The 25,694-nt window shown below is 38.5% G+C and carries 23 protein-coding genes; 17 read left to right on the forward strand and 6 right to left on the reverse strand.

Annotated elements, in window-relative coordinates; all coding sequences use genetic code 11:
- Nucleotides 1-7 precede the first annotated feature (7 nt).
- From rlmD to LIS78_RS01565, 6 genes are all read left to right on the forward strand, one after another.
- Nucleotides 8-1,381 carry a 23S rRNA (uracil(1939)-C(5))-methyltransferase RlmD gene (gene rlmD / locus LIS78_RS01540; protein WP_252284555.1) on the forward strand — a complete coding sequence of 458 codons (1,374 nt, stop codon included), beginning with the start codon at nt 8-10 and terminating at the stop codon, nt 1,379-1,381.
- 254 nt (nt 1,382-1,635) lie between these two features.
- A complete protein-coding gene (locus LIS78_RS01545) occupies nt 1,636-2,451 on the forward strand; it encodes a YitT family protein (protein ID WP_013055060.1) in 816 nt (271 codons plus the stop codon).
- A 195-nt stretch (nt 2,452-2,646) separates the two neighbouring features.
- Complete coding sequence (locus LIS78_RS01550) at nt 2,647-5,385, forward strand: GTPase domain-containing protein (protein WP_252284556.1); 2,739 nt, start codon at nt 2,647-2,649, stop codon at nt 5,383-5,385.
- A 13-nt stretch (nt 5,386-5,398) separates the two neighbouring features.
- Nucleotides 5,399-5,629 (forward strand): helix-turn-helix domain-containing protein, encoded by a 231-nt coding sequence (locus LIS78_RS01555; RefSeq protein ID WP_252284557.1) that lies wholly within the window; start codon nt 5,399-5,401, stop codon nt 5,627-5,629.
- A gap of 172 nt (nt 5,630-5,801) precedes the next feature.
- Nucleotides 5,802-6,785, forward strand: a complete 984-nt coding sequence (locus tag LIS78_RS01560) for a BMP family ABC transporter substrate-binding protein (RefSeq protein ID WP_195781402.1) — start codon at nt 5,802-5,804, stop codon at nt 6,783-6,785.
- Between the two features lie 23 nt (nt 6,786-6,808).
- The gene (locus tag LIS78_RS01565; protein WP_195781401.1) at nt 6,809-8,614 is read left to right on the forward strand and encodes an ATP-binding protein; all 1,806 of its coding nucleotides are present in this window, start codon (nt 6,809-6,811) and stop codon (nt 8,612-8,614) included.
- 27 nt (nt 8,615-8,641) lie between these two features.
- Here the strand turns inward: LIS78_RS01565 and map are convergent, their stop codons facing one another.
- Nucleotides 8,642-9,388 (reverse strand): type I methionyl aminopeptidase, encoded by a 747-nt coding sequence (gene map / locus LIS78_RS01570; RefSeq protein WP_025752900.1) that lies wholly within the window; start codon nt 9,386-9,388, stop codon nt 8,642-8,644.
- Between the two features lie 333 nt (nt 9,389-9,721).
- Here map and LIS78_RS01575 point away from each other — a divergent pair, with 333 nt between their 5' ends.
- From LIS78_RS01575 to LIS78_RS01590, 4 genes are all read left to right on the forward strand, one after another.
- A complete protein-coding gene (locus LIS78_RS01575) occupies nt 9,722-10,786 on the forward strand; it encodes a lactonase family protein (RefSeq protein ID WP_252284558.1) in 1,065 nt (354 codons plus the stop codon).
- A gap of 272 nt (nt 10,787-11,058) precedes the next feature.
- Nucleotides 11,059-12,075, forward strand: coding sequence for a nitronate monooxygenase (locus LIS78_RS01580; RefSeq protein ID WP_252284559.1), 1,017 nt, complete (start codon nt 11,059-11,061; stop codon nt 12,073-12,075).
- A gap of 63 nt (nt 12,076-12,138) precedes the next feature.
- Nucleotides 12,139-12,960: a MerR family transcriptional regulator gene (locus tag LIS78_RS01585; RefSeq protein WP_195781399.1), complete on the forward strand. Its 822-nt coding sequence runs from the start codon at nt 12,139-12,141 to the stop codon at nt 12,958-12,960.
- A gap of 67 nt (nt 12,961-13,027) precedes the next feature.
- A complete protein-coding gene (locus LIS78_RS01590) occupies nt 13,028-14,248 on the forward strand; it encodes a multidrug effflux MFS transporter (protein ID WP_195781398.1) in 1,221 nt (406 codons plus the stop codon).
- Between the two features lie 41 nt (nt 14,249-14,289).
- Here LIS78_RS01590 and LIS78_RS01595 read toward each other — a convergent pair whose 3' ends face one another.
- Nucleotides 14,290-15,084, reverse strand: coding sequence for a hypothetical protein (locus tag LIS78_RS01595; protein WP_252284560.1), 795 nt, complete (start codon nt 15,082-15,084; stop codon nt 14,290-14,292).
- Nucleotides 15,085-15,298: 214 nt separating this feature from the next.
- Here LIS78_RS01595 and LIS78_RS01600 point away from each other — a divergent pair, with 214 nt between their 5' ends.
- From LIS78_RS01600 to LIS78_RS01630, 7 genes are all read left to right on the forward strand, one after another.
- Nucleotides 15,299-15,820: a M15 family metallopeptidase gene (locus tag LIS78_RS01600; RefSeq protein ID WP_252284561.1), complete on the forward strand. Its 522-nt coding sequence runs from the start codon at nt 15,299-15,301 to the stop codon at nt 15,818-15,820.
- Nucleotides 15,821-16,296: 476 nt separating this feature from the next.
- Nucleotides 16,297-17,025: an amino acid ABC transporter ATP-binding protein gene (locus LIS78_RS01605; RefSeq protein WP_028410185.1), complete on the forward strand. Its 729-nt coding sequence runs from the start codon at nt 16,297-16,299 to the stop codon at nt 17,023-17,025.
- A gap of 21 nt (nt 17,026-17,046) precedes the next feature.
- Nucleotides 17,047-17,862, forward strand: coding sequence for a transporter substrate-binding domain-containing protein (locus LIS78_RS01610; RefSeq protein WP_195781395.1), 816 nt, complete (start codon nt 17,047-17,049; stop codon nt 17,860-17,862).
- A 74-nt stretch (nt 17,863-17,936) separates the two neighbouring features.
- Nucleotides 17,937-18,575, forward strand: a complete 639-nt coding sequence (locus tag LIS78_RS01615) for an amino acid ABC transporter permease (RefSeq protein ID WP_013055074.1) — start codon at nt 17,937-17,939, stop codon at nt 18,573-18,575.
- A gap of 14 nt (nt 18,576-18,589) precedes the next feature.
- A complete protein-coding gene (locus LIS78_RS01620) occupies nt 18,590-19,240 on the forward strand; it encodes an amino acid ABC transporter permease (RefSeq protein ID WP_252284562.1) in 651 nt (216 codons plus the stop codon).
- Between the two features lie 223 nt (nt 19,241-19,463).
- A complete protein-coding gene (locus LIS78_RS01625; protein ID WP_252284563.1) occupies nt 19,464-20,819 on the forward strand; it encodes an amino acid permease in 1,356 nt (451 codons plus the stop codon).
- A gap of 127 nt (nt 20,820-20,946) precedes the next feature.
- On the forward strand, nt 20,947-22,224 hold the full coding sequence (locus tag LIS78_RS01630; RefSeq protein WP_252284564.1) for a DUF445 domain-containing protein: 1,278 nt from the start codon (nt 20,947-20,949) through the stop codon (nt 22,222-22,224).
- 37 nt (nt 22,225-22,261) lie between these two features.
- Here LIS78_RS01630 and LIS78_RS01635 read toward each other — a convergent pair whose 3' ends face one another.
- The 4 genes from LIS78_RS01635 to LIS78_RS01650 all read right to left on the reverse strand — a co-directional run bounded on the left by LIS78_RS01635 (nt 22,262) and on the right by LIS78_RS01650 (nt 25,664).
- Nucleotides 22,262-22,801: a PepSY domain-containing protein gene (locus LIS78_RS01635; protein ID WP_195781392.1), complete on the reverse strand. Its 540-nt coding sequence runs from the start codon at nt 22,799-22,801 to the stop codon at nt 22,262-22,264.
- Between the two features lie 133 nt (nt 22,802-22,934).
- Entirely contained in the window at nt 22,935-23,510 is a 576-nt protein-coding gene (locus LIS78_RS01640) for a PepSY domain-containing protein (RefSeq protein WP_195781391.1), read from the reverse strand.
- Between the two features lie 72 nt (nt 23,511-23,582).
- Nucleotides 23,583-24,929: a HAMP domain-containing sensor histidine kinase gene (locus LIS78_RS01645; protein ID WP_252284565.1), complete on the reverse strand. Its 1,347-nt coding sequence runs from the start codon at nt 24,927-24,929 to the stop codon at nt 23,583-23,585.
- Between the two features lie 3 nt (nt 24,930-24,932).
- Complete coding sequence (locus tag LIS78_RS01650; protein ID WP_272767659.1) at nt 24,933-25,664, reverse strand: response regulator transcription factor; 732 nt, start codon at nt 25,662-25,664, stop codon at nt 24,933-24,935.
- Nucleotides 25,665-25,694: the final 30 nt, after the last annotated feature.

Raw genomic sequence — 25,694 nt, forward strand, 5'->3', positions numbered from 1 at the left:
ACGATAAATGGAAAAATTAAAACCACCTGTAGAAAAAAATGAATATATAGATGTTGCGTTTGAAGATTTAACGCATGACGGAGCGGGTGTAGCGAAAGTGAACGGATTTCCTATTTTCGTTCAAAATGCGCTGCCCGGCGAAAGCGGCCAAGTAAAAGTCATTAATGTAAAAAAAGGCTATGCGTTTGGCAAGCTTATCAAGCACCATACAATTAGTAAACAGCGTGTAGAAGCACCCTGTCCGGTCTACAAGCAGTGCGGAGGCTGTCAGCTGCAGCATGTAAGCTATGAAGGACAGCTGCAATTTAAACAAAAGCAAGTAAAAGACGTCATGACGCGAATTGGTCATTTACCTGACGTTCCGGTACATTCGACGCTAGGGATGAACGATCCTTGGCGCTATCGAAACAAAGCTCAAGTTCCCGTAGCAGAACGAGAAGGCGGTTTGGTCGCTGGGTTTTATCAGCAGCGAAGCCACGACATCATTAACATGGATGCCTGTTTGATTCAGCAGCAGGCAAATGATGATGTTGTTCAAGCTGTCAAATCAATCTGTGAAAAGCATGGGGTTTCTGCTTACCAGGAACAAAAGCATAAAGGCTCGCTTCGTCATATCATGGCGCGCTACGGACTTGTAACGGGTGAAATCATGGTTGTAATTGTGACTCGTACAGCTGAGCTGCCAAACAAAAAGCGTATTATAGAAGACATTATCGAAGCCGTGCCGAACGTGAAATCAATTGTTCAAAACGTCAACAATAAGCGCACTAACGTCATTTTAGGGAACCAGACGAACGTACTTTGGGGAGAAGAATATATTTACGACTATATCGGCGACGTTAAATTTGCCATTTCAGCAAAATCATTCTACCAAGTAAACCCTGAGCAAACGAAAGTGCTTTATGACAAAGCGCTTGAGTATGCAAACTTAACAGGAGAAGAAACGGTAATTGACGCCTACTGTGGAATCGGAACAATCTCGTTATTTCTCGCTCAAAAAGCGAAAAAAGTATATGGCGTTGAAATCGTGCCTGAAGCGATTGAAGATGCAAAGCGCAACGCTGAGCTAAACGGTATTCACAACGCTGAATTTGAAGTAGGCGAAGCAGAAGTCGTCATTCCAAACTGGTACAAACAAGGCATCAAAGCGGACGTCATCGTCGTAGACCCGCCGCGAAAAGGATGCGACGAAGCCCTTTTGAATACCATCATCGACATGAAGCCAAAAAAAGTGGTCTACGTTTCATGTGGACCAGCAACTCTTGCGCGTGATTTAGCTATTTTAGAAAAAGGCGGATATAAGACGGTTGAAGTTCAGCCTGTTGATATGTTTCCGCATACGACGCATGTGGAGAATGTGGCGGTATTAAAATTAAAATAACTCTTCATCAAAGCTGCTATCTTAGTAAAGATAGCAGCTTTTTTGCTTAAACAAGTACGAAAAAAGTAAAGTCAGAATTTCTATACTAAAAGCATTGACTGCTTGTATGTCCGTTTTATTTGGCCTTTTGTCCACCCCACCAACACAGTAAATTTCTGAATATACTTTTTTTAAGGTTTTCAATATTTTAGGAATTATAATAAAGAAGCAATAAATGAAAACATTATATTTGTGGTAAGAGGTGAAGGGACATCATGTATAGAGCAATTGCTATTATAGCAGGTTCTGTGTTAATTGGATTTGCATACAATTGGTTTTTAATCCCCCATAAAGTGTTAAGCAGCGGCATTAGCGGTATTGCTATGATTATCGGAATTTTGACGCCTGCAAGCACGGGAACAATGAATTTTTTGTTGAATTTACCCCTTTTAATTATTGGTTTTATGAAGTTAGGAAAGCGGTTTGTTTTACATACGCTGCTGTCCGTTGTGGCTTTATCAATTGCTTTATACGTGATTCCCTTGAGAGCTGTTAGTACAGATCCTATTCTGTCAGCTGTTTTTGGAGGAGTTTTAACTGGAATTGGCGTAGGGTTTGTTTTTCGTCAGTCGGCTTCGACAGGTGGATTTGATATTATTGCGATGCTTCTTACGCATAAAAAAGAATTTCCGCTTGGCGCTATATTATCAGCGATGAATGCCGTAGTTGTATTTGTTTCAGGTTTTTTTGTGAACTGGGACGCGGCTTTATATACGATGCTTTCGATTTTCGTGACTGGAAAAGTAGTGGATGCGATTCATACTCGCCATATTAAGCTCACGTTAACCATCATTACGAGAAAAGGCGAAGAGATGAAGCAGCAGCTTCTTACCAATTTGGTGCGCGGCGTGACGTTAATGAACGGTGAAGGAGCTTATTCAAGAGAAGACCGTAAAATATTAATGACGGTGATTTCGCGCTATGAACTTGCAAATCTCAAACAGTTAATTCAATCTGTGGATCCTGAAGCTTTCGTGAATATTACGGAAACGGTAGAAGTAATGGGGCTGTTTCGACGGGATGCCTATTAATTTATTTGTTATTTCAGATCCGATTTATGATAAATAGCCATTTTTATAGTATAAAAGTTATAAAAAAAGCCTTAAGAGTAGTTCTTGAGGCTTTTTTTGCGTAAAATATGAGTAAGAAAATATCGTGTATGAAAAGTATAAAAAAGGGAATTTGATAGAGTACATAAAATATTGACATCAAAAAGGAGAGACTATATGACGGTAGAATATCAGTTAACGAAAAAGAAATATTATGAAACGTTTATGCAAGAAAATGAAAATCAGCCGCCTGTAAAAGTCCTTGGACAAGCTTATTACGAAGAGCAGCAAAAAGAGTGGTACGACTTATCGCTCATTCGCTTAGCCCAAGGAGAAGTGTACTTCCATAACCAAGATTTTGAGTCCGCGATTTTTAAGTGGGAAAATGTAAATGGCGAATTTAAGCTGTGGGCGAAGAAAAATACAGCCGACGCGCATTATGAACTGGGGTTGTCTACGCTCGCTGAAGAGCTTTACTTATCCATTGAAACGGATTCGAAAGTATTAAAAGCTGAAATAGCGCTAAAGCTGTTTTCACTTTATACGGATTATAACAATATCGAACGAGCTTATGAAGTCATTAACGAGCTGGTTGCTTCTCAGCCGGATTATCCAAACGTCACGGCAATTGCGCGAAGATTTTATGAAGAGCAAGAAGATTTTAATAGCGCAGTGGAGCTTGCGGTAGATGAGTGTATTCGAACAGAATCGCTAAATTGGTTTGCGGTATTAAAGGCTTACGTAGATAAAGGATATACAGCAAACTTTATCCCTAACTATTTTTATCAAGTGATGATTGCATTTTACAAAGTGGATCAAGTGTATTTCAAACAGCTTGTCTCAGCTTTATGGAAACAATATAAGAGCCAGCCTCCTTATCTTGCTTGGATTAAAACCATCAATGATATTTTCTTGAATATTGAAGTGGGCCTCTATGATTATTGGCAAGAGATTTCAACTCTTTATCAAGAGACGTACACCGACTTAATGGAAAGTAATCATTCTGTAAAAGAATTGCATGAAGTCATTCCAAACGTATTAACAAACTGGCTTAAAATTACAAATAAGTCACGTGCATTATTTCCGTCTGCAGCCGTGCTTTCATGGAATGAAAAGTTTCCGTCAACTATCGATACAATCACCATCGAAAATGCAGGCAGATTAATTTTTGAGGCGCGTAACGACATTGATGGTCTCGAATATCACTACAAGCTTTGCCATGGCATTATTAAATGGGCCAATGAAAATGGTTTAGAAGTGGGACACACGTTTAAATGGTGGGTAGATTTTCTATTAGATGCTCATACGACACACTTATTAATTACAGGAACAAATGCCGTAACTTCATCATTTGTGGGATCGATTACAGAAGAAAAGGTACCGCAAAATCACGAAACAACCTTTGTGTTCATTCATGATGATGAAGAATCTATCCAGCAAATCGCTGATCAAGAAATCATTCCGATGGAAACGATTGACGGAGCGGAGCAATCTCCTCACCAGGCGCTTATAGAAGTGAAAAAACCTTTTGCGTTCCTTGATAAGCATAATTGTTCATGCATTGTTACGCCAAGCTTTACAGAACAAGAGGCATGTGAGCAGGATGCATTTAAGTATGCTCCTGTAGCAGATGGTTTACTGTTTGTGCTTGATGCAAAAGAATCGCTGCTTGATGAAGAAAGAGAATTATTGCTGAAGATTAAAGAGCATGCGCCAAATACGCCAGTTCATTTTGTTATCAACAATATGGACAGTCTTTATAATCAAGCAACGATTGAGCGAATTACAAAAGAATTTGAAGCAAGCATTGGAGCTGATTTCCCGCAGGCGCATGTGTTAGCCTATACGCCTCACTACGTATCGAGTCAGCACCACGGAGACTTGGCTCAGTTTATTAAAGCTAATTTCTATTACGATCCAAACGACGTTGGAGTAGAAGAGCGTGCGCGCAGACTGCTGTTCTTCATTCAAAGCATGCTAAAGAGCTTAGTGGAGAAGAGAAATCAAACAGAAAATCATTTGATTGAAAGCATTAAATGGAACGAAGATATGCTTGTGCGATTAAATGGCTTCTTGCATCGAGTGGATGACTTAGAACAAGAAAAAGCGAGTAGTATTGTTTTGGCTTATCACGGCATCAAAGAGGATATTAGCAAAAAGCTAAAAAATAAAATTCCTCGTTTACTCAAAAAGTCTTCAGAATTAGTGAAGGAAGACAGTGATTTTAGTACGGTTCATATTGAGCTGAATAAACAAATGAATATGCGCGTGGAAGAGCACTTGCAGCAAGATGTCCTACCCAAGTTCCGCATTTCTTTAAAGGACTGGATTGCTACATCAAATGAAGAGCTGATTGCGAGTCAAGTAGATATTGAAGAAGTAGCAGAGTCATTAAATAAGATGTACAATGAGCAAAAATTAACGTTAGCCTGCGATTTTAAAGTGCTGGACGACTGGCGCCGCGACGTTAATCGTATGGCTAATCGGGTTCAGCTGGATGAAGAAAATATTTTACTTCGCGTTAATCCAACGCAGCTCTTGTTAAAAGGAGCAGGAAAACTGTTTTCTTCCATTCTTCAAAACCAAACGCTGCTTTATAATCAATATAAAAAGTACATTGAAAGTCAAGACTATCAAGATATCACAGAATCTATGCTGGCAAAGTTTTTTATGCAATTTAATTTATTTGAGAAAAATTTAGAAGTTGATATTGAACTATTCTTTGAAAAGCCAAAAGAGGTTTTAAAAGAAACGATTGAAGAAACACAGGCGCATATTAATGAAAATCAAGACGTGTTAAGTCATATGAAAGCCAATCCTGAAGCTTACTATGATCCGTTAACATTATTCCAGCTTCGCTTGCGTCAGTATGAGTTAATGGTTAAAGCTACAGAAGAAGTACACTACAACGTATAAAAGGTGGAGCAGGATGTATTTAACGATAAAAGAAGCAGCAGAGTATCTATCTTTTCCTGAAGAATATGTGAAGAAATTGATTCAAGAAGGAAAAGTACGAGCTATATTTGATGGTGAAAACTACTTATTAAATAAAGAGCAGTTTAACACTCATTTAGAGCAAATGGAAAAGTACAAAAAACAAATTGAAGAATACCTAAATGATCCTATCCCTGAAGATATGGACGTAAAAGATGAAGATTGAAGGCAGAAGCAGAAAACAGATGTTTTCTGCTTTTTTCTTTTGGAATGAAAGTGTTAAAAAAGGTAAGATATGAAAGAAATGTCGAAAAAAGTTGGAATTTCGTTAAAGATGTAGTCTTTTTAGATGCTTTTTTTATATAATGAAAGTATGCTAAACAAAAAGGAGAAGGTCTATGCAACGATCAAGACAGTTAAGGCTGATTTTATTGCTTGCCCTGATTGTTGTCGCTTCGTTTTTAATTATTATTATTTCGAAAACACACGGGATTATAAGTCAGCAAACGACAAAAAAAGTAGAAAACACAAGCGTTGCAATTCTCACCTCTGATGTACTGACAGATCAAAGCTGGGGCAGTCTAGCTTATAAAGGGAAAATCAACATTGAGCAGCAGCACCCTGTTGCGGCTCAAGTTATTAGCGAAGTAAATACGAACCAAAAAATGAAGGAAGCTGCTGAAAAAGTTATTGGAAATGGAACAAAAGTCGTAATTGGACATGGAAGAGAATTTTCTACCGTTTTTACAGAACTCGCTCCTAAGTATCCTCATGTTCATTTCGTCACCATTCACGGTACTTCAAGGTATAAAAACCAAACTGTATATACATTTGATCAAACAAAAATAGAGCATCTGGCAGGCACGGCAGCTGCCATGAAGACAAAAACGAAAAAAATTGGATTAATTGATACATTTGCAAAAGAAAAGAATCCAGGATTTGAACAAGGAATCAAAGCGTATGATTCATCAATTGCTTTTGATTATCGAGTTGTAAACAGCCGAGACGATGGAGCAAAAGCAGTAAAGCTGCTTCGTGAGTTGAAAAATCAAGGGGTCGATATCGTCTATGCTAAAGGAAATTCGTATAATCAAGAAGTTATTCAAGAAGCAAAAGCACAAGGAATGTACGTAATAGGATATTTAGATGATCAGGCGTACATGGGTAGGTCTGTTATTTTAACCAGTGTGATCAATGATGTTCCTCAAGCTTACAACGTGATTATGAAAGACTATTTCAGTAAAAAGGGTCTTCCATCTGGGGAAGTCACACTTGACGCCCGGGACGGTGTCTATAAACTTGCGCCTTTTGGACCGATGTACAGTAAACGGGAAAAACAAATTTTATATTCGAAAGTTAGAATGTCTACACAGCCGAAGTAACTATGAAAAAGAAAGAGATGATTATGAATCAATTATTTCGCAACATGTCATTCCGTAGCCAAATATTAACGATTCTGCTTTTGATTACATTCATGTTAAGCGGGTTCTCTTTAGTTTTAGTGCATGCCATTGATAAAATGAATCATGTAAGCAACGAAATTAAAGATGAAGATGTTCCTCAAATGGTGTGGCTTTCTTATTGGGAAGAGCAGCTGAACATAAAAGAATACATTGTGAAAAATAATCTAAAGAACCCCACTGTCTCTTTGATAGAAGAATATCAATCATATGATACACGAGTTATCGAAAATAATGAAAGATATAAGCAGCCTGTGCCAAAATCGTTGATTCCACTGAAGGAAAAAATTGAGCTGCTGGATTTTAAGATTTCTAATAACGTGCAAGGACTGCTGAAGTACGGAGATATAGAGGGAGCAAAAGAGTATCTTAAGGAAAATTATTTGCCGGATTTGCATCAGATAAAAAAAGATATTAATAGTTCAAAAGAAGAGACGGTTGATTCACTTGATACACTATCAGATACACTGTCTGTCATTATTAAAGATTCATTAATTTTACTATTAATTTTAACAGTAAGTGCTATTGTGGCTTCTCTTTATGTTTCTTATCGTATGAGTGCGAGCCTTACGAAACCAATTGAACAAATGATTGAAAAAGTGAATGACATTGCAGATGGAGAATACGGTCTTGTTCTTCAAGACACAAAGCAAATCGAGCTGAAGCAGCTTTCGGCTTCTATCAATCAAATGTCGGTTAGTTTAGAAGATTCATTTTGGAAAATTATTAAAGATAAAGCGTATCGCCAGCAGATCTTAAATTCACTGCCTGTTGGAATTATCACAATGGAAGATGAGACAAATAGTATATTTGCCAATACCTCAGCAAAGCAGTTTTTAGATCTCGACGAAAAGGATATTTGCGGGTATATGGAGGAATGTCCTGAATATAATACTGAATTTTGGAGCATGTTGAATTCGGGAGAAATTCACGAAAATAAAAAAGTATTATTTGGAACGAAAGAGACGTGCTATTGCTTTTTAGCCTCTCAAACGCAGCTGTTTAATGAGAAGAACGAAAGCATCGGAAGAATTTTTTATTTCATTGATATATCGGATACCGAAGAATTAGAAAAGCGAATGCATCAGTCTGAGAAACTTGCTCTAGTTGGAGAAGTGGCAGCCGGAGCTGCTCATGAGATTCGTAATCCTCTTGCCGTGATTCATGGATTTATATCTCTTATGAATCAGTCTCTTTCTGATGAGGAGAAAAAGCGTTTTTACCTGCCTCTGCTTATGAAAGAGCTAGAGAGGATTAATTACATCATTGAAGAAATGCTGTTGTTATCAAAACCAGGGACTCCGGTGATGAAAAAAGTCAGCATGCAGGATATTATTAATGAGCTATTGCCTTTGATTACTCACTCAAGCAAATTTACAGAAAAAGATAAGCTTATCTTCGATGTGAAACTGCAGCCGTATATACTAAAAGTAGATGAAAAACAAATCAAACAAGTTCTTCATAATTTAATTCGAAACAGTATGGAAGCCATGGATGGAGAAGGAGTCATTACAATCTACTCGCAGGTTCATGAAGATAGCTACTGTCTATACATTGAAGATACTGGAAAAGGAATTCCTTTGCATATGCAGCAGTCGCTGTATCAGCCGTTTTCCACTTCAAAAGATAGTGGAACAGGTCTTGGTCTGCCAATTGCTCAGCGTATTCTAGAAAGCCACGGAGGACAGATTAAATTATTATCTACTTCTTCCCGCGGCACAGTTTTTGTTATTAAATTTCCTCTATATTAAGAAAACAGCCTCAAAAGGGCTGTTTTTTTAATGTGCTGTTAAAATAAGAGGACCGTTTTTCGTAATCGCAAGTGTATGTTCAAATTGAGCGGATAATTTACCGTCTGTTGTACGAGCAGTCCAACCGTTTTTATCCATTTTAGAATGCCATGTACCAGCGTTTACCATTGGCTCAATTGTAATAACCATACCTTCTTTTAAACGTGTACCTTTGCCAGCTTTTCCGTAGTGAAGAATTGTAGGCGCTTCGTGCATGGTATTTCCAATTCCGTGTCCTGTGAAGTCGCGTACCACAGAGAATTTTTCGCCTTCTACATAGCTTTGAATAGCGTGGCCAATGTCACCTGTGCGATTTCCTGGCTGTGCTTGCTCGATTCCTTTTAAAAGCGCTTCGTATGTAACATCTACTAGACGCTGTGCTTCGTCTGAAATGTCTCCAACGGTATGAGTCCATGCGGAATCTGCTAAGCCTCCGTTTAAATTTACAACCATATCAATGGTTACGATATCACCGTCTTTTAACGGTTTAGTTGTTGGAAAACCGTGGCAAATTTCATCATTTAAAGAAGCGCACGTTGCATATTGATATCCTTTGTATCCTTTTTGTTCCGGCGTTGCTCCGTGCTTTGCTAAGTATTCTTCAACAAATTTATCAATTTGCATTGTTGTTATGCCTGGTTTGATCATTTTAGCGATTTCTTTATGACAAGAAGCTAATAATTTACCTGCTTCGTGCATTAAATTAATTTCGCGTTCACTTTTTAATGTGATCATTGTTGTTCACTCCTTTTTTGATGTAACTTTACGACAAAAGTTGAGCAGCGGTTATAGCGATGAAAGTCGACTATTCATCAGTCCATTCTTCTTTATTTGAAAATCTAAAAAATACAGAAGCCGTCTGCTATTGGGCGATATAAAATCATCCTTAATCATAACGCCCAATGGTAGGAAAATGCAAGATGCAGGCTTAAAAAGGAAGGGTTTGACGATAGGCATGTAGGGAAAACTGATAAATGAACGTTGAATTGGAGCATTCTCTATAACAAATGCGGTATGATATAGTAAAATAAATGAAACAAAACAATTCTTTAGGAGGGGTATAGGAAAATGAGTGAACATGGAAAATTTATTGGATTTGCAGGTACATATACAAAAGCAGGCAGTGAAGGTGTCTATACATTTACGTTAGATACGAAGGCTAAAAAAATTGTAGAAGTAAAAGCCGTGGCTAAAATTGAAAATCCTACATACTTAAATGCAAGCAAAGACAATGAACATCTTTATACAGTTATTAAAGAAGGAGAAAAAGGCGGCGTAGCTGCTTTTAAGATTGATCCAAACACAGGGCAATTGAAATTTGTAAACAAACAGCTGCTAGACGGCGCGCCTCCTTGCTATGTTTCAGTGAATAAAGATAATACGCTTGTTTTATCTGCTAATTTTCATAAAGGGAGCGTTGAGACGTATTCTGTTAATGAAGAAACAGGAGAAATTGAATATGTAGCATCCGTAGTGGAACATCCTCATTCAGACCTCAAAAAAGGACAACAAGGAAAACCACACGTACACTATGCCGATTTTACTCCTGGAGAAAAGCATGTGGCCGTTGTGGACTTAGGTATTGATGAAATTGTGACATATGAAGTGGAAGAGAATAAATTGAAGGAAGTCAGCAGCCTTTCTACATCTGTTGGTTCGGGCCCTAGACATTTAACGTTCCATCCAAATGGCCGCTATGCGTATGCAATGACAGAATTCAGTTCAGAAGTCTTATTTCTAACTTATGATGAAAGCAAAGGAAGCTTTACTCAACAACAAGCTACTTTAGCGATCCCGGCTGATTTTACAGAAAATAATCAAGGGAGTGCGATCCACATTTCTTCAGATGGCCGCTTTGTCTATGCAGGAAACCGCGGACATAACTCGATTGCAACATTCAAAGTAGATCAGGATTCTGGACAGTTAACATTTGTAGAATGGACAGGCACTGAAGGCGACTGGCCGCGCGATTTTGTTTTGGATCCAACGGAACAATTTATTGTAGCGTCTAATCAAGAAACAGGAAACTTGGTACTGTTTGAAAGAGACCAAGAAAGTGGAAAGCTAACGCTTCTTCAATCTAACGTTACGGTTCCAGAAGCTGTGTGCGTAAAGTTCCTCCACTATAAGTAATCGATGTAGACAATAAAGCATAATCAAAGAACGACTATGCTTTATTGCCTAGACCTAAGCGGATGTCACTCCCCTTGCGGGGTTAGTGTCATCCGCTTAGGTGAACCTTTGAGGGAATAGTCAGGTAGTGTGCGTTCCTTAGCATGATTTATGATCGTGATTTTTGAAACGAGCATAATCTATATATGGAAGAAAAGCCCTTTTGGAGGGCTTTTTTTTCTGGGGTTGTAGTAGAATGAAGAGAGAATGCATGAAAGGCTGAGGTGATAAGTGTGGAAAATATATGTGAGTATCCAATTGTACAAGCTCCCATGGCAGGAGGGGTTTCGACGCCTAAACTAGCTGCAGCAGTATCTAATAGCGGAGGGCTAGGGTTTTTAGCTGCGGGATATAAAAGTGCGCGTGAATTGGAGCAGGAAATTATAGAGATGCACTCACTTACGAAAAAACCTTTTGGAGTGAATCTGTTTGTTCCGACAAATGAAAAAGTAGCAGTTGATGCAATTGATTGTTATCAAAAAGAACTGTCAAAAGCAGCTGAATATTTGGAGTGTCAAGTTGGTATACCAAAGAATGATGATGATGATGAATGGAGTGTCAAGCTCGACATCATTCAAAAACATCGAGTACCTGCTGTGAGCTTTACATTTGGGTGCCCGGATCGAGAGATTGTAGCAAGTTTAAAAGGAATTGGAAGCCGTGTTTTCGTTACGATTACAACACCTCAAGAAGCCGAAGTGGCTTTGAGAGCAGGAGCGGATGCGCTATGTTTGCAAGGAATTGAAGCCGGCGGCCATCGATCTACTTTTTTAGAGAGTTCGGTGGACTATCCGCTTATGAATTTGCTAAAAGAAGTTCGTCTAATCACTAAAAAGCCATTGATTGCTGCGGGAGGGTTGATGAGGGGGTCTGACATTAAACGCGTGTTACAAGAAGGAGCTTCTGCTGCACAGTTAGGTACGGCTTTTATTTGTTGTCCAGAAAGCGGAGCGAGTGCTCTTCATAAAGAAAGCATTCTTCAAAAGCGTTTTAATAAAACAGGTGTCACACGAGCTTTTACAGGGAAACGTGCTAGGGGATTTGTGAATGCCTTTTTTATTTCCTATGATAAATCAGCACCACCTGCCTACCCTCATATTCATTACATGACAAAGCCTATTCGAACAAAAGCTACACAAATGAATAATTCAGAGTACACTTCTTTGTGGGCAGGAACCGGATTTGCGCTAGCAAAAGACCTGCCTGCACATCTTATTGTGGAAGGGCTAGTGCAAGAATTAAATACATGACAAGAATGAAGGTGTTGCTTGCTGTAAGTGCAAGCAGCTTTACATAAAGAAGGTGAACTTATAGTGCAAAACAAATTTACGATTGGACAAATGGCCAGACTACATGATATTCCGGTTAAAACACTTCGCTATTATGATGAAATTGGCCTGTTCGAGCCTTACGAAGTTGATCCACAAACCGGTTATCGATATTATACGTTAGAACAATTTAAGAAATTAGATATCATTGTCTATTTAAAGCTGATGGGAGTTCCGTTAAAAGAAATTAAAAGAAAGATGGAGCACAGCAGCTTGGATGAATTTATTGAAACCTTAGCGGAATATCAGAAGGTAACAAAAGAAAAAATTCGTCACCTTCAAAGAGTGAATGCGCAGTTAACAACTCGAATGAAGGAATTAGAACAGACGAGACATATTAACCAAATAGGAGCCCCGTTCATCAAACACCTTTCTTCTCGTGAAGTTGTGCAAGTAAAAGCGGAGGTAGGTACGTTAGACGGGACTGAAAGTGTTCTGCGTGATTTAAAAAAGAAAATCAGCCATATTACCCCGATTATGATTGGGAAAGTAGGATTTATGCTATCGGTAGAAAACACGAAAAAACACCAATTTACAGATTACGATGGCATCTTTTTATTAGTTGAAAGCGATGTTTCTTTTAAGCATGAGCTCGTTACGTTAATACCCGAAGGTAATTACGCATCTATTTATATGAGAGAAAAGAGAGACACCACAGGAGTCTATTACGATGCGTTACTGAACTTTATTAAAGCGGAAGGATACAAAGCAGAAGGTCCTTTCTTAATTCGGCGGATTGTAGATTCATTTATTTCACATCATGAAGAAGAGCGGCTGACGGAAATTCAAATTCGAATTACGTCTTGACTATCCAGTAGCTGGAGGGTTTAAGATGAGACTATTGTAAAACTGCTGAAGGGAGAGACAACAATAGATGAATCAGCAAAGTATTTCCCAAGGAATGTCTTTAAGCCGAGGAAATCGAATTTTATTTATTTTAATTTTGGGTTCACTGAGCGCATTTGGACCGTTATCAATCGATATGTATTTGCCAGCGCTGCCCACGCTTGCGAAAGAACTGCATACTTCAGCTTCTTTAGCGCAGGTCAGTCTGACAGCTTGCTTATTAGGCTTAGCATTTGGGCAAGTGGTAATGGGGCCATTCAGTGATATTCGTGGAAGGAAAAAGCCGCTTGTAGCAGCATTAATCACCTATGCGATTGCCTCTATTTTATGCGTGTTTGCGCCTTCTATTTGGATTTTTATCGTTTTGCGATTTATTCAAGGAATGGCAGGAGCAGCAGGAATGGTTATTTCAAGAGCGAGCGTGCGAGACTTGTTTTCAGGTTCAGATTTAACAAAGTTTTTCTCCATGCTTATGCTTGTAAATGGTTTAGCTCCTATTTTAGCTCCGGTTGCTGGTGGACAGCTGCTGACGATTATGTCGTGGCGAGGAGTATTTGGTGTGTTAGCAGTGATTGGTGCACTAATGTTTTTTGCCGTTTTATTTGGTTTAAAAGAAACGCTGCCGCTTGAACGTCGTAAAGAAGGTGGATTAACAGAAGTACTGCGCACATTTGGCGTATTGCTAAAAGATGGCGTCTTCGTGGGATATGCGCTGGCGCAAGGTTTTATTATGAGTGCTATGTTTGCTTATATCTCAGGTTCTACATTCGCCCTTCAAGACATTTACGGACTGTCTCCGCAGATGTTTAGCTTTGTTTTTGCCATTAACGGTTTTGGGCTAATTATAGCTACTCAAGTGACGGGACGTTTAGCGGGTAAAGTAAAAGAATCTGCGCTTCTTATTTATGGATTGCTCCAAGCAGCTGTTGGAAGCGTGCTTTTAGTGGCCGTGATTGCTACTCACATGTCCGTTATTTTGGTCTGTATCTTGCTTTTCTTTGTTGTATCAAGCGTAGGAATTGTGAACACAACTGTTTTTTCACTTGCTATGCAAAATCAAGCTTCTAATGCGGGAAGTGCTTCAGCGCTTCTAGGATTGCTGCCGTTCTTGCTCGGAGCAGCCGTAGCTCCCCTTGTTGGTCTTGGAGGAGGGCAAAATGCACTGCCGATGGGCCTTGTAATTATGGTTTGTGATTTATTAGCATTAGGTGTATACATGGTGTTAGTAAGACGGAAAACTGCATCATAAAAAAAGCTACTTGGCTTTCAGCAGCCAAGTAGCTTTTTTAGTTATTGAGCTTTGTGCTCGTGATTTTCAAACGGCATTGTAACGCCAAGCTTTTGAATTTCTTTTTTTGCATTTTCTAAAATGGTTTCAGCTTTCGCTTTCGTTTCAGCATCTAACCCACTTAGAAAATCTTTCTTTTTAGCAGGAAAATTTACGCCAAGTTCTTTTAATTTGGCTTCAGCTTGTTCCTTAGTCAGCGTGCCGTCGCGAAGCTGATCCATAATAGCTTTGGCTTTTTCCTTTGTAGCCGCATCTAAATTGTTAAAAGAACCGCCTTTATGTTCAAGAAAATCTACGCCAAGTTCTTTTAATTTGGCTTCAGCTTGTTCCTTAGTCAGCGTGCCGTCGCGAAGCTGATCCATAATAGCTTTGGCTTTTTTCTTAGTAGCCGCATCTAAATTGTTAAAGGGACCGCCTTTATGTTCAGGAAAATTCACGCCAAGTTCTTTTAATTTGGCTTCAGCTTGTTCCTTAGTCAGCGTGCCGTCGCGAAGCTGATTCATAATAGCTTTGGCTTTTTTCTTTGTAGCTGCATCTAGATTGCTGAAGGGGGCGTCTTTGTGCTGAGGCAAGCTTACGCCGAGTTTCTGTAATTTTTCCTGTGCTTTTTTCATAATATCATCAACTTTTTGCTGTGTTGCATCATCTGTATTTGTTGTACTGTCATTTGTTCGCTCTACAACTGTTGAAGAGCTTGTTTCATCTTTGCTTGCTGCAAATGCCGTGGAATTTGCAGCGGCCATAACTCCTAGTGTTAAACCGCTTGCCATGATATAACCGAATAGTTTCTTTTTCATGCTGTTGTCACTCCTTAAAAGTTATAGGGGTGTGGTACAGAGCTGTCCACAATTGTTAATGTAACCACCAATAGTGAAAAAATGGTGAAAATAGATAAAAAACGAAAAAATATAGACGTTTGTTGAACACTACAACTCTTTTATTGGATAACAAAATGAAATTCGATATGATTTTATCTAAACAACAGCAAAAAAGAATGGAGACTTTATATAGATGAACGTTCTTAAAAAATTGGCAATAGCTTTGATAGTTATGATAGCGGTAAGCCTGGTATTTTTGTTTCGCGATGAGTTAAAGCCAGGTCCAACGCTAGAAGATTTTTCAGGAGCAACTGAGCTGCATCCTGTCGTAGAAGAAAAGAAAAATAAACTTGTTCAACAAGCAAGTGACCAAGGAATCTCGATTGTAATTACGGAAGGTTTCCGTTCAAAAGAAGAACAAGATAAGCTTTATGCAAAAGGCAGGACGGAAGAAGGCAACATTGTGACCTATTCAAAGGGCGGCCAGTCTTATCACAACTATGGACTGGCTATTGATTTTGCTATTCAGTCAAAAGACGGACGAGTTATTTGGGACATGGAATATGACGGTAATAACAACAATAAATCTGATTGGATGGAAGTTGTAGCTATAGCAAAAAATTTAGGATTCGAATGGGGAGGAGATTGGCAAGGTTTTAAAGATTATCCGCATTTTCAAATGAGTCCGGAAAATATAACAGACGACACACGCTAATAAAGCGTGTGTTTTTTAAAGGGATAATATAATTTCACTATATTTATGTCAGAAACTCTAACACGACTGAAATCTTGTAATTTCTTTTTTGTTAATTTTTTGGTAAGAGAATTATATATATTAATATAATAAAAAACACAAACGGATGATTAGAAAGAAAAGTGATTAGAGAGAAATGCCCTATAAAAATGAAAGACAATTCGTATAAAGATATGCGTTAACTAATATAATCTATTGATTAAGCTTATACAAGTACCTTCAGCCTAGCGAACGTATGCTTACATATCGGCAAATGCCAACAAAACCTTTTATTTTTCTAGCATATTTTATTTGAAGATAGTGCATTTTGATTACAAAAAAGAGATAATTTGTCAACTGTTGACTTTGCTTTAAGGGTAAGAATATAATTTTTAACATATTTTAAATATTTTAAAAATTTAAATATTTATTGTTGTTCGCAGATTAGGAGGGGGAAAATGATTGTTTTTGACGGAGTGAATAAATATTACGGTGATTTTCACGTATTAAAAGATATCAATTTAACGATTAAAAAAGGTGAAGTTGTCGTCGTAATTGGACCTTCGGGTTCGGGGAAAAGCACGATGCTGCGATGCATAAATTATTTGGAAACAATATCTAACGGACAATTGACGGTAAATAATATATTGGTTGCGGATAAAAAAACAAATATTAATAAACTGCGCCGCAATATAGGTATGGTGTTTCAGCATTTTTATTTATATCCGCATAAAACGGTTTTAGAAAATATCACTTTAGCACCTATGAAAGTACTGGGCCAGTCGTCAGAAGAAGCTAAGAAAACAGCCCTATACTATTTAGATAAAGTAGGAATCGGTGAAAAAGCTAACGCCTACCCATCCCAGCTTTCAGGCGGCCAGCAGCAGCGTGTAGCCATTGCGAGGGGACTTGCGATGAAACCAGAGATTATGCTTTTTGATGAGCCTACTTCTGCTCTTGATCCAGAAATGATTGGAGAAGTGCTGGATGTTATGAAAACATTGGCTAAAGAAGGAATGACGATGGTGGTTGTAACTCATGAAATGGGGTTTGCGAAAGAAGTAGCGGACCGCATTGTATTTATGGATCAAGGAAAAATCTTAGAAGAGGCAACTCCGGCTGAGTTTTACGAAAACCCGCAAGAAGAAAGGGCACGTTTATTTCTTAGCCGTATTTTAAATCATTAATTGTTTAATAGGGGGAGTAACATGAAGAAATCAAAAACGTTTTTAAAGGCAGCTGTGCTTTCATTAGCAGCGGCTATGATGTTAGCAGCTTGTGGAGGGAAAAGTGAAGAAACGAGTGGATCATCAGCTAAAAAAGATGCGCTCACTGAAATCAAAGACCGAGGGAAAATCGTCATTGGGGTCAAAAATGATACGCGTTTGTTTGGCTTAAAGAATCCAAAGACGGGTGAAGTAGAAGGTTTTGATGTTGATATTTCTAAGCAGCTGGCTAAAGAGATTTTAGGCGATGAAAACAAGGTAGAATTTAAAGAAGTTACGTCTAAAACAAGGGTTCCTCTTCTTCAAAAAGGAGATATTGATGCTGTTGTTGCGACAATGACTATTACAGATGAGCGTAAAAAAGAAGTAGACTTTACGGATGTATATTTCCAAGCTGGACAGTCTCTTCTTGTGAAAAAAGGCAGTAAAATTAAAAGCATTGATGATTTGAAAAAGGGTACTAAGGTGTTGGCTGTTAAAGGATCAACTTCGGCTATTAACATTCGTGAAAAAGCACCAGAGGCAACTGTATTAGAGTTTGAAAACTATGCAGAAGCATTTACGGCTTTAAAATCTAAGCAAGGAGATGCTTTAACAACCGATGATGCTATTCTTTATGGAATGGCTGATGAAGACCCTTCTTATGAATTAGTAGGAAAGCCGTTCACAGAAGAGCCTTATGGCATTGCTGTGAAAAAAGGAAACAAAGAGCTGGTAGATGCATTAAACGATGCGCTTAAAAAGATAAAAGACTCTGGAAAATATGATGAAATTCACGACAAGTGGATCAAACAATAAGCGTACAGTTTTCTTTTCTCAGGATGAGCAGCATTATGCTCATCCTGCTTGTTTAGTTGAAAGGAGGAAGAAAATTGTTGGATTTTTCAATTCTGACGAACAATATGGATCTTTATTTAGAAGGTTTTAAGTACACCATTATCGCCAGTCTGATCGCTTTAGTGGCCAGTTTTGTACTTGGTACAATCATTGCGGTAATGCGAATAGCCCCTCTCAAAATAGTAAATGTAATTGGTACGGTCTATGTAGAGTTCATTCGAAATATTCCACTTGTGGTTATCGTCTTTTTTATTTTTATTGTGGCCGGAATCAGCGGTACAGCAGCCGGAGTGCTGGGACTAACTATTTATACGGCAGCTTTTATCGCCGAAGCTATACGAGCAGGGATTATGGCTGTTCCAAAAGGGCAGCTTGAAGCGGCGCGTTCATCCGGCCTTACGTACGGTCAGGCGATGCGATTCATTATATTGCCTCAAGCCATTAAAATCGTCATTCCTCCTCTTGGGAATCAATTTATTAATTTAGTAAAAAACTCATCCGTGTTAGGGATTGTTGCTGGTTTTGATTTAATGTATCAGGCAGATCTTGTTTCCTCTCAAACTTATGTAGTGTTTGATGTGTATATTTTTGTGGCTCTGTTCTATTTAGTTCTAACCATTCCGTTGAGTTTAGGAGTTGGTTATCTTGAGAAACGTCTTGGTAAAACAAGCTGAAAGGAGTGAAAGTGATGGATTTTATGGGTGCTTATTCTCCTGATCACCTTTCCTTCTTAATGGAAGGATTTTGGGTCACTTTAAAAGTGGCATTCATTTCGATTGTGTTAAGTTTTCTTATTGGAAGTATAGTAGGTATTTTAAGGTATGCCCGCATTCCAGTTCTGTCTCATGTACTCGCTTTTGTCGTAGAAATTATCCGGAATTTGCCGCTGCTTTTAATCATCTTTTTTACATACTTTGCTTTACCTGAAATCGGAATTGATATGGAAATTACGTCAGCAGCGATTGTGGCCCTTACTGTATTTGAATCAGCTATGATTTCAGAGATTATCCGCAGCGGATTGAAATCAGTTGAAAAAGGACAAATTGAAGCGGCACGTTCATCAGGTTTAAACTATTACCAAACGCTTCGTTTTATTGTATTGCCACAAGCTTTGCGCCGAATGGTACCTCCTTTAGTTAGTCAATTTATTTCATTATTAAAAGATACGTCGCTTGCCGTGGTCATCGCACTTCCTGATTTGCTGCATAACGCTCAAATTATTTACGGCCAGAAACAAAGTTATGTGGTGCCAATGTTTTTGATCATCGCGATGATGTACTTTATTGTGAATTATGCTTTATCAATCATTGCACGAAAACTAGAAGTCAAAAGGGTATAGAGGCTCTTTTGACTTTATTTTTGGAAAATAAATAACATTGACAATGTATTGATTCAACGCATAAAATGACTAAAGTAACAGTGGTTAAATCAGATCATTTTCATTCATCATATAGAAGAAAAACAGTGTTGGTTCAACCCCTACTGAATATCCGGTAGGGGTTTTTGAGCAAGAAGTGATTTGGTTAAACTAACACGTAAAATGAACAGAAGGGACGGGCATCATGGAAAAACAAGATCAAAATTTAAAAAAAGGTCTGTTGCCTCGTCATGTGCAGCTCATTGCACTTGCCGGCATGATTGGGACAGGCATTTTTAAAGGTAGCGCTGACACGCTAGGTATTGCAGGACCAAGTGTTGTACTTGCGTATTTATTTGGCGGCCTTATCTTATTTATTGTAATGACAGCACTAGCAGAGATGGCAATTGTCTATCCGAATATGAACGTACAAAATTTAGTGCATAAGGCATTCGGTACGCAAACCTCTTTTATTGTAGGGTGGCTGTACTGGGTGAACTGGATTGTTGTGACGGTTGTTGAACTGCTTGCGGGAGGAAGCTTTTTGAAGTTTTGGTTCCCTTCTGTACCTCTTTGGCTCTTAAGCTTTCTCTGTGCAGTATTGATTGTAGGAATGAATTTATTTCAAGTAAAATATTATGGAGAAATTGAATTTTGGTTTGCCGGTATTAAAGTAATTGCTCTTACCGCTTTTATCATCTTGGGAGCTTTCATTTTATTCGGTGTGATTCCAAGCGATGTGCAAAATCCTTGGGCAAATTATACGGCTCATGGAGGGTTTTTCCCTCACGGCATGAGCGGTGTGCTAAGTGCCTTTTTAATTGTGATGTTCTCTTACGGGGGAGCTGAACTAATTGGTGTGGCCGTAACGGAAACAAAAGATGTAAAAAACGTGTTACCGAAAGTGATCAAAGGCACAGTATGGCGAGTGATTGGATTTTATATTTTGCCTATTTTAATTATTTGCGGCCTTATGCCCTGGAATTCTGTATCAGGGCAAGACAGTCCGTTTGTGCAAGTGTTTAGTATCACCGGACTGCCAGGTGCGGCTCATATTATGAACTTCGTTTTATTGACGGCTGTTTTATCAGCAGCGAATTCAGGAATGTATGCAACTTCGCGTACGCTCTATGCTATGGCTCAAAGCGGAGAAGCATCAAAGCGCTTCTTGAAAGTTTCAAAAAATGGTATTCCGATTAATGGGTTAATGATTACGGCTGTTTGTATTTTAATGGGTGTGTTTTTAGCCTATAAGACGCCGGATAATGTAATTAGTTATTTAATGACTATTCCTGGCTTCACGATCATTCTCATTTGGATGAGCATTTGTTTAGCTCAATTAAAGCTGCGTAAAGGGTATAAAGAAAAGCCGTTTTTCGCACTAAAGTGGTTTCCTTATACAACGCTCTTTGCAACAGCAGCACTGCTTGTTATTTTTGTATCATTTATGTTTAACAAAAACAATGTGATTGGATCAAGCGTATGTGCGGTTATTCTAGTCGTACTCCTCATTTTTTCATTTATTAATAAAAGTCGAAAAGAAAAAAAGTTTGAAGTATAGCAAAAAGGCAATATACTAGAAAGACGAGGGTAAAAGCTTGTCTTTCTTTTTTTGCGGAAATTTCTGTATCGCGTTACATATTTCTAGATGAAATGTTTAGTTAAATAAATAAAGGATGAGGACTACAATGGAATCAAATAATGTATTTACAACAAACCCAAAAAAGAAATCAAAGCACTTAGCCATGATTTCTTTGGCGATTATGGGAGTGGGCTTCGTTGCCACAATGCCTTTTGGTGATTCAATTTGGGGTCGGTTGCTTCAAGGTGGATTCGAAGCTGGATTAGTCGGCGGATTAGCGGATTGGTTTGCTGTTACGGCTCTTTTTCGTCACCCTTTAGGCATTCCTATTCCACACACTGCGCTGCTTCCTAAAAACAGACAGCGTATTACAAGAGGGTTAGTCTCAACGCTTGAAAACGACTGGCTGTCAAAAGAAAGTATTCAAGAAAAAGTAAAAAGAATTGCGTTTACAAAGCGGTTGCTTCCTATCGTTCGAAAAGGTGTTCATTCGGAAACGATTCAAACAAAAGGAACAGCACTGCTTGTTGATGCGATTAATCGTGTGGATACAGAGAAAGTCGTTCCTATTATTGAAAAAGAGCTTAAATCATCGCTTTCAGCAATAGAGTTAAAGACTATTGTGCATTCAATTGTCGGAGAAGTGGTAAAAAATCAGTATGATGAAAAAGCGCTTGATGTTCTTTTAAATAAAGGAGAGAGCTGGATCAGAAAAGAAGAAACGCAGTACCAGCTTGGAAGTATTGCTAAAAATGCGCTGGATAATATTGAGCTTGATGGTATTTTACAATTTGCTCTCAAATCATTTCAAAGCATGATTAACGAAGAGAAGCTAGGGTCTATTTTGCAAAATTTATTGCTTTCTATTACGGGACGTCTTCGTAACGAAGATGATGAATACCGTCTTGCTTTGGTAAATGGAATTAGAAAAGAGCTGCAAGGCTTGGAGCAGAATGAAGAACTTCTTGAAAAATTAGAAGCGTGGAAACAAAAAACGATTAATGAATTAAATGTAACGAATAAATTAACAGAAATCGTCGATAAAATGAAAGCGAAAGTGACAGCATTCATTGAAAGCCCTGAATTTATGAAAAGCTACGCCGTTCCTTACGTAGAGAGCTGGCTGAATGCTCTTGAAGGGGATGCACAGCGTCAAGAAGCAATCGATACGGCTATTCAAAAGCAAATCATGAGCTTTGTAGACGAGAATCATTCGAAAATTGGACAGCTTGTTCAAGAAAACTTAGATAAATTAGATGATGAAACGCTTGTGGATATGATGGAAAACAATGTCGGAAAAGATTTGCAGTGGATTCGAGTGAACGGAGCTCTATGTGGATTCTTGATTGGTATTGTGTTAACGGTTATTAAATTAGCGGTATAAAAGAGAAGCACGCTCCTTTTGGAGTGTGCTTTTTCTATTAATCATCTATTTCTACACTGATTACGTCGCCATTTTTGGCATCTACTGAAACAGTTGCTTCACGTTTATCGGCCGTGTCAATTTCAATTTCATATACTAAACGGTTGTTTTCTTGGTCTAGATCCGTTTCATTGACGGTTCCTTTAGCACTCTTTAAAGCTGTTTTTATCGCTTGATCTAATGAAATAGGAGGGGAAACGTTTTGAAGTTCCTCTTCTTTCTCATCTTCATCGTCTTTTTGCTCTTCATCAAATTCAATGATTTTACCGCTGCTGCTGTCAATGTCTACATCGTATGCTTTATTACCTTTTGTAATGTCTACTTCATATTGTTTAACGCCGTCATCTACGGCTAATTGAATATTTTTAATGTCGCCGCCGTCTGTTTTTTGAAGGGCAATGTCTTTTGCCTTTGCTTCTTCAATCGTTGTTGTTTGCTTCTTGTCATTGCTTTTGGACTGGTCTGTCATTGCATATGCGCTTGCACCTAATCCACCGACTAGTACTGCACTGGCTAAAACGGTTGTAATAACTTTCATATGTTATGGCCTCCTCGATTTGTTGTTAAGACTATCTTAGCCAATGAACTTTAAAGGAAAAGAAGAAGAAGTTTAAAATTTTCTTAGAAATAAATAAAAATGGATAAAAAAAGCACAGCTTTCCGCTGTACTTTTAATCATCGTCATTTTCATAGGTGATGGAATCTACATGTCCAGAGTAAGCATTTATCATCACTTTAGCTTCTCTTGTTTTAGACTGATCAATTTCGACTTCGTAGAAGGTTTGGCCTTCTTCCTCCTCTATTTCAACTGAGGAAAACGTTCCTTTTACTTTTTGTAAAGCAATGTCTCTTGCTTGTTCCATTGAAATGAGAGGCTCGTCGGATGTAGGAGAAACTGGTGGCTGCTCGCTCTTTTTTTGTTCTTCTTCTGTATTATTTTTAGTTTGAGTAGACGTTTGTTTCTCTACTTTTTGTTTGATTAATGACTGGACTTCTCCATTTTCTCCATTTACTGTGATGTGGTATGGAATATCATCTTTAAGCAAAGTGATTCGATAAATCGGTTCATCATCTTTTTGAGAAAAGCTTGCATTTTCAATAGTGCCGCCATATTTTTGCTGAATCATACTGCTGACGTCAGATTCGGATAAAATTGTATCAGGCCGATTCACTGCTTTTGCTATTCCGTAAAAGCTAGCTGAACCAACGGCAAGAAAAATAAGTATAAAAAGCACCGTTTTCTTCATACATTCACCTCCAGTATCTTAAAAAGTAGTATAGCAGGCAATTCTTAAAAATCGCTAAGAAAAAGCAAGAAATCAAAGAGGAAAGCAAACCGTTACTGATGTCCCTTTTCCTTCTTGGCTGCTAATCTCAATACGCCCGCTATGAGCTTCTACAATCTTTCGAGCAATGGATAATCCAAGTCCAGAACCACCGGTTTCTCGATTTCTTGCTTTATCTACGCGAAAAAAGCGTTCATACACGTTTGATAAGTCTTCTTTTGGAATACCAATTCCTTGATCTGTGACCATAATCATAAAGCTTTCGCTTCTTGTTATAGTTACTTCCACTGCTTTTTCACTATATTTAATGGCATTATCTAAGAGGATGTACAGCAGCTGCTTTAAGCGTTTTTCATCGGCTGTTACGATGGGCTGATCGGTTTTTACGTTTAAATAAATGGTTCGTTCAAAGGCTTGTTCTAGATGCTTGATTGTTTGGTTACAGACGGCGGCCGCATCTACGTGTTCCATGTGAAGCTCCCACTGCGACTCATCTTTCGCAAGCACCAGCATTTGAGACGTAAGCTGTTTCATGCGCAAAGACTCAGAGTGAATGGCTTCGATGGCTTCTTCTAAAATATCCGGACGCTTCATTCCCCATCGTTTTAGCATATTGGCATAGCTTTCTACAACGGTCAGGGGTGTTTTTAATTCATGAGAAGCATCGGATACGAACTGCTCTTGCTTTTTATAGTTTTCCTCTAATAAATCCATCATATTATTGAAGGTGTTGGCCATTTGATCTAACTCATCTTTAGAAGGAGAAGAGAGGTCAATTTTTTTGAATGTGCGAGACACTTGAATTTCTTCCATAGTATGAATAAGAGATTTGATAGGTCGCAAAATAATTTTACTTAAAAGCCGTCCAGCAAATATAGTTGGAATTAATATAACAAGAGAGGCAATGAGCAAGATAAATTTTAATGTCTGCAGAGATTGTTCCACATCTGCCAGTTGTTCCGTGACTTCCAAAGAAACAACTTCACCGTTCGTCCAAATGACGGGGGTATGTGAAATTGCGTATAGGTGGCCGTCATCTTCTTTGATGCTTGTTTGTTCATTTGAATAATAGGAATAAGGTAAGTCCTGAAGCTCTTTCGTTTGATCAGTAACCGATACAACTAAAGGACTTCTGGATTTAGGTAAAATACGAATCATCCCGTTAGGAGGCAAATAGGCACGAAGCAAATTGGCTTGTTTAACCGTCGCACTCGTTTGCTTTAGCCCGTTTGTTACATTGCTTGTTTCTGCTTGCAAACGTTCAATTGCATTGTCCTCCATGGTCTTCTTGAAAATGAAGTAAATCGAACTGTTTGCAATCACTAGCAGAATAAAAAGCAGCGCAGTTGATGTAAGAATAATCTTTGTTTGTAGTTTCATAAGCTACTCCTTAAGCATATAGCCAACGCCGCGCACTGTTTGAATGTAAGGTGTTGAAAATGAAGCATCAATTTTTTTACGCAAATAACGAATGTATACGTATACAATATTTGTGTCTCCGTAGTAATCAAATCCCCAAACATTTGTAAGAAGCTGTTCAAAGCTCAGCACTTGATTTTTGTTTTGAAGCATATAGACAAGCAAATCATATTCTTTAGGAGTCAGCTCAATAGCTTCATTTTCACGCGTGACTTCTCGCGTTTTTTCGTTAACGACTAAATTGCCTAGTTGCAGAGTGGCCGTTTCTTGTTCAGCAGGCGATGTTGATGCAGGATGGCGAAGCCATACGCGAATGCGTGCAAAAAGCTCTTCAATTTGGAAAGGCTTTGTAATGTAGTCGTTTGCTCCTAAATCTAGTCCGCTTACCTTATCAGGAAGGGCGTCTCGGGCTGTTAACAAAATAACGGGCGTTTGATCATCATTTGCTCGAATGCGACGAAGTACTTCGAGTCCGCTCAGTTCAGGAAGCATCACATCTAAAAGCAGCAAATCCCAATCGTGTTCTTGAAACTCTGCCAATCCTTCTGTCCCCGTATAAGCCATGCCTGTTTCGTACCCTTCATGTTCAAGCTCGAGCTGAATTAAACGAGCAATTTTGCGTTCATCTTCTACTATTAAAATTCTGCCTTTACTCAACAAAAATTCCCCCTTGTGTCTATGTATAGTTGCGTACATTATAGCACGGAGAGATTGGAGGTGTATAAA

This window comes from Priestia megaterium (assembly GCF_023824195.1).
Taxonomy (GTDB): Bacteria; Bacillota; Bacilli; order Bacillales; family Bacillaceae_H; genus Priestia; species Priestia megaterium_D.

Bases quoted from the DNA above. Each gene is read 5' to 3' on its own strand.
- rlmD (WP_252284555.1), top strand. From the start codon at position 8: ATGGAAAAATTAAAACCACCTGTAGAAAAAAATGAATATATAGATGTT.
- LIS78_RS01545 (WP_013055060.1), top strand. From the start codon at position 1,636: ATGTATAGAGCAATTGCTATTATAGCAGGTTCTGTGTTAATTGGATTT.
- LIS78_RS01550 (WP_252284556.1), top strand. From the start codon at position 2,647: ATGACGGTAGAATATCAGTTAACGAAAAAGAAATATTATGAAACGTTT.
- LIS78_RS01555 (WP_252284557.1), top strand. From the start codon at position 5,399: ATGTATTTAACGATAAAAGAAGCAGCAGAGTATCTATCTTTTCCTGAA.
- LIS78_RS01560 (WP_195781402.1), top strand. From the start codon at position 5,802: ATGCAACGATCAAGACAGTTAAGGCTGATTTTATTGCTTGCCCTGATT.
- LIS78_RS01565 (WP_195781401.1), top strand. From the start codon at position 6,809: ATGAATCAATTATTTCGCAACATGTCATTCCGTAGCCAAATATTAACG.
- map (WP_025752900.1), bottom strand. From the start codon at position 9,388: ATGATCACATTAAAAAGTGAACGCGAAATTAATTTAATGCACGAAGCA.
- LIS78_RS01575 (WP_252284558.1), top strand. From the start codon at position 9,722: ATGAGTGAACATGGAAAATTTATTGGATTTGCAGGTACATATACAAAA.
- LIS78_RS01590 (WP_195781398.1), top strand. From the start codon at position 13,028: ATGAATCAGCAAAGTATTTCCCAAGGAATGTCTTTAAGCCGAGGAAAT.
- LIS78_RS01595 (WP_252284560.1), bottom strand. From the start codon at position 15,084: ATGAAAAAGAAACTATTCGGTTATATCATGGCAAGCGGTTTAACACTA.
- LIS78_RS01600 (WP_252284561.1), top strand. From the start codon at position 15,299: ATGAACGTTCTTAAAAAATTGGCAATAGCTTTGATAGTTATGATAGCG.
- LIS78_RS01605 (WP_028410185.1), top strand. From the start codon at position 16,297: ATGATTGTTTTTGACGGAGTGAATAAATATTACGGTGATTTTCACGTA.
- LIS78_RS01610 (WP_195781395.1), top strand. From the start codon at position 17,047: ATGAAGAAATCAAAAACGTTTTTAAAGGCAGCTGTGCTTTCATTAGCA.
- LIS78_RS01620 (WP_252284562.1), top strand. From the start codon at position 18,590: ATGGATTTTATGGGTGCTTATTCTCCTGATCACCTTTCCTTCTTAATG.
- LIS78_RS01625 (WP_252284563.1), top strand. From the start codon at position 19,464: ATGGAAAAACAAGATCAAAATTTAAAAAAAGGTCTGTTGCCTCGTCAT.
- LIS78_RS01630 (WP_252284564.1), top strand. From the start codon at position 20,947: ATGGAATCAAATAATGTATTTACAACAAACCCAAAAAAGAAATCAAAG.
- LIS78_RS01635 (WP_195781392.1), bottom strand. From the start codon at position 22,801: ATGAAAGTTATTACAACCGTTTTAGCCAGTGCAGTACTAGTCGGTGGA.
- LIS78_RS01640 (WP_195781391.1), bottom strand. From the start codon at position 23,510: ATGAAGAAAACGGTGCTTTTTATACTTATTTTTCTTGCCGTTGGTTCA.
- LIS78_RS01645 (WP_252284565.1), bottom strand. From the start codon at position 24,929: ATGAAACTACAAACAAAGATTATTCTTACATCAACTGCGCTGCTTTTT.
- LIS78_RS01650 (WP_272767659.1), bottom strand. From the start codon at position 25,664: ATGTACGCAACTATACATAGACACAAGGGGGAATTTTTGTTGAGTAAA.